This is a genomic window from Zavarzinia sp., assembly GCF_041650655.1.
GTDB lineage: Bacteria > Pseudomonadota > Alphaproteobacteria > Zavarziniales > Zavarziniaceae > Zavarzinia.
This window is the reverse complement of the sequence record NZ_JBAZKR010000214.1, coordinates 1-3402: the sequence shown is the minus strand read 5'-3', so window position 1 is coordinate 3402 and position 3402 is coordinate 1. Positions and strand designations below refer to the sequence as shown.

The following is a 3402-nucleotide window of genomic DNA, read 5'->3' as shown; positions in this document are numbered from 1 at the left end:
CCCCGTAGCGGTCGTACGGGGGGTCCGCAAAGAGCAGAGTATACCGCGCGCCGCGACGGGCGTCAGCTTGCAGGGCGCGGCGCGCGTCGGCGGCGAGCACACGGGCGCGCGGCGCGCGCCCGTCGGTGCCGCCGTCCTCGGACGCGGCGCGCCTGGTCGCGCCCACGCCTACGCGCTCCAGATTGGCGCGCAGCGCCCGCAGCGCGGCGCGCTCGTTCTCGACGAACGTGCAGGCATCAGCGCCGCGCGACAGTGCCTCGATGCCGAGCGCGCCGCTGCCGGCGAACAGGTCGAGCGCGACGTGACCGCGGAGCGGGCCGGCGGTGGGAGAGGCGGCCGCGCCGGCCCGTACCTCCGGCAGCGCGAGGAGCACATCGAAGATCGCCTCGCGAACCTTGTCGGACGTGGGCCGCGTGCCACGGCCGACCGGCGCGATCAGCGGCCGGCCCTTCCACTCACCCCCCACGATCCTCACGGGCCGGCCTTCGCACAGCGCACCGGCGCGAGGCCGGGCGCCACCCCCCGTGTGGTCGCCGCGGCCCGCAGCCTGCGCAGGTCGACGTGCGTCACCCCCGCCCAACGGTGGGGCGGGTTCGCAGGCGACGGCTTTGCCCTATACTGTTTGTGCCGCCCCACGAAACCCCACATGACGATCCTCGAATTCGAAACCCTCGCGATACTCTTGGCGGTCGCGCTCAACCTGCCCTTCGGCGCATATCGCGCGACCGTGCGCAAGCTCTCCTGGCAGTGGTTCCTCGCGATCCACCTGCCCATCCCCTTCGTGATCGCCATGCGGCTCTCGTTCGGCCTTGGCTGGTGGTTCATCCCGTTCATGCTGGCCAGCGCCGTCGCCGGCCAGCTCCTCGGTTTTTGGCTCTTCAACCTCTGGCGCGCGCGTCGCGCGCTCTCGCGGGCGGAAGCCGCCGAGTAGTATCCTGCCCGAGCGCCCCCCAGCGCAGTCGATCACACGTCACCCTTCCACCTCCATGCGGCCCAGCATCAGCCGGCCTCGTTGCGGAGCTTCCTCGCCGATCGTGAAGGCTCGGTCCAGCACCGCCGCTGCTTGCGCGCGCCGCGCCGGATCGCGCGAGAAGACCGCCGCCAGCGCGTCGCCGGCGTCGACCCGGTCACCGACGACCCGCTCGAGGAGCACGCCGGCCGCGGGATCGACCGTGTCGTCGATCCTCCGCCGGCCGGCGCCGGCGATCTGCGCCGCCTGCCCGACGGCCATGGCGTCGACGCCGGTGAGGTAACCCGCGCGCGACGCCCGCGTCTGGTGCGCCGCGAGTCTGTGGAACTCGCCCGGTTTCCAGCGCCCTCCCTGAACGAAGCACCAGCGCTCGAAATGCTCGGCGGCGCGTCCGTCGGCGAGCGCCGCCTCGGCTCGTCTGCGGCCCTCCGTCTCGTCGACGCCGAGGTCAGACAGGGCGAGCAGCGCACCCGCCAGGTTCAGCGTGACTTCGCGCACGTCCTCCGGCCCTTCCCCGCGCAGCACCTGCCAGGCTTCTTCCACCTCGAGCCGGTTGCCCACGGTGCGTCCCAATGGGGCTTCCATGCTGGTGAAGATGCAGGTCGTGGGGCGGCCGTAGAAGTCGCCGATGAGACGACAGAGGCGGCCGAGGTCGCGGGCATGATGCAGGTCGCCCATGAAGGCGCCCCTTCCGACCTTGAGGTCGAGGACCAGCGCCGCCGTGCCGCTCGCCACCTTTTTGGCCATGATGCTGGCCGCGATAAGCCCGTCACATTCGATGGTGCCGGTCACGTCGCGCAAGGCGTACAGGATGCGGTCGGCAGGCACCACGCGTTCGCTCTGGCTCACGACGGCGACGCCGATGCGTTCGAGCTGCCGCACGAACTCGCCCTGCGGCAGCTGGACACGAAAACCCGGGATCGACTCCAGCTTGTCGAGGGTGCCTCCGGTGTGCCCGAGCCCGCGGCCGGACATCTTGCCAAAGACGGCGCCGCACGCCGCGACCAGCGGCGCCAGGACGAGCGTCACCTTGTCGCCAACGCCGCCGCTGGAATGCTTGTCGAGGACCGGGCGGCGGACCACGCGGAGGTCGAGCATCTTGCCGCTCTCGACCATGGCGCGTGACAACTCCACCGTCTCGGTATCGCTCAAGCCGCGCAGCACCATGGCCATGAGCAACGCGCTGGCCTGATACGAGGGGACGGAGCCGTTGACGACACCGTCGACGAACGCTCGCAGGCGCCCGGCGTCGAGCTCGTGGCCGTCGCGCTTCCAGGCGATGACGTCATTCACGAAATCCACGGGGAGTCCTCCAGGCTGCGTCAGAGCAGGCCGGGCCAGCGCGCCGTCACCACGGCGCCGAGCCCGGCGGCCAGCGTCCCGGCGAAGCGGCCGCCGAAAGCGAGTACGTCTTCGTGCGAGCCTACAGCGGCGGCCCTGTTGACGACCAGCGCCAGGAGGCAGCAGGCGGCGCCGGCGGCGTGCGTAGCGCGCACCTCCGGTGCCGCCGACATGCCGACCACGTCGCCGTAGCTTGCCAGCCAGGCGACCTCGGCCGGCGACTCGAACTGCGGACCGGAGACGGCCACGTACACGCCGATGCGCGACGTCGCCGGCGCCAGCACGGCGGCGGTCGCCCGCGCTTCGCCGGGGGTGCAGACCGCGAGGCAGACCGGAGCATTGCCTCGCGGAGGGGTCTGCAGGTCGACGACTCCGGTGCACGCCACGATCTCACCGGGCATCGGCGACGGACGCAGCGTCCCGCAGGAGTTGGTGAACACGAATCGGGAGACGCCCACCGCGACAAGACTGCGCACAGGACGCTCGAGCGCCTCGCAAGGCCAACCTTCGTACCTATGCGGTCGGCCACAGGCGAGCGCTAGTCGAAGACCGCAGCCCGGTCCGGCCGCAAGCTCGACGAGTCGCAGAACGTTGCGATGGCCGGGCACGGCCGTGCACGGCCAGCCGAGCTCGCCGTAGTCAAGCTCGGCCTTCACCAGCGCGCCCGGCGGAAGGGCCGAGAGTCCCGACCCGAAGACGACAGCTGCGTGCGGGTCGAAGGCGGCCACCACGGAAGCCATCAGATGATCGGCCGGCCGGGCGGGGGCGGGTCTTCGCCGGTGAGACACGCGAACGCCGTGGCGCCCACATCTTCCTGAGCGCCGTCGTAGCGGCCAGGCCGCAGACCGAGCGCGAGAAGTGGCGAGTACTCGCGAGAGTGGTCGGTGCTGGCGGTCGTCGGATCCACGCCGTGGTCGGCGCAGAGCAGCATGACGTCGTCGCGACGCAGAAGTGTCCGCCATATCCCGACCGCCGCATCGACGGCGGCCAGGCCCGCGGCGAACCCGGCGACATCGTTGCGATGACCCCACACCTGGTCGAAATCGACGAGATTGGCGAAGAGCAGGCCGGCCTCCATCTCGGTGAGGTGG

At 71.4% G+C, this 3402-nt stretch carries 4 protein-coding genes and 1 pseudogene; 1 reads left to right on the top strand and 4 read right to left on the bottom strand.

Annotation, left to right across the window (positions count from 1 at the left end; genetic code table 11):
* On the bottom strand, positions 1 to 475 hold a 475-nt coding region (locus tag WC493_RS22415), incomplete at its 3' end, for an RsmD family RNA methyltransferase (protein WP_373068709.1).
* Positions 476 to 646: 171 nt separating this feature from the next.
* Between WC493_RS22415 and WC493_RS22410 the strand changes: the two genes are divergently transcribed.
* Positions 647 to 931, top strand: coding sequence for a hypothetical protein (locus WC493_RS22410; protein ID WP_373068707.1), 285 nt, complete (start codon positions 647 to 649; stop codon positions 929 to 931).
* A gap of 39 nt (positions 932 to 970) precedes the next feature.
* On the opposite strand, the gene WC493_RS22405 is transcribed toward WC493_RS22410, so the two are convergent.
* The 3 genes and pseudogenes from WC493_RS22405 to WC493_RS22395 form a co-directional block, all read right to left on the bottom strand.
* Positions 971 to 2272 carry a thymidine phosphorylase gene (locus tag WC493_RS22405; protein WP_373068705.1) on the bottom strand — a complete coding sequence of 434 codons (1302 nt, stop codon included), beginning with the start codon at positions 2270 to 2272 and terminating at the stop codon, positions 971 to 973.
* Positions 2273 to 2292: 20 nt separating this feature from the next.
* Positions 2293 to 3051, bottom strand: a complete 759-nt coding sequence (locus tag WC493_RS22400) for a hypothetical protein (protein ID WP_373068703.1) — start codon at positions 3049 to 3051, stop codon at positions 2293 to 2295.
* Positions 3051 to 3402, bottom strand: a pseudogene (locus WC493_RS22395) (hypothetical protein); the annotation flags it as partial. The pseudogene WC493_RS22395 and the gene WC493_RS22400, both read right to left, overlap by 1 nt.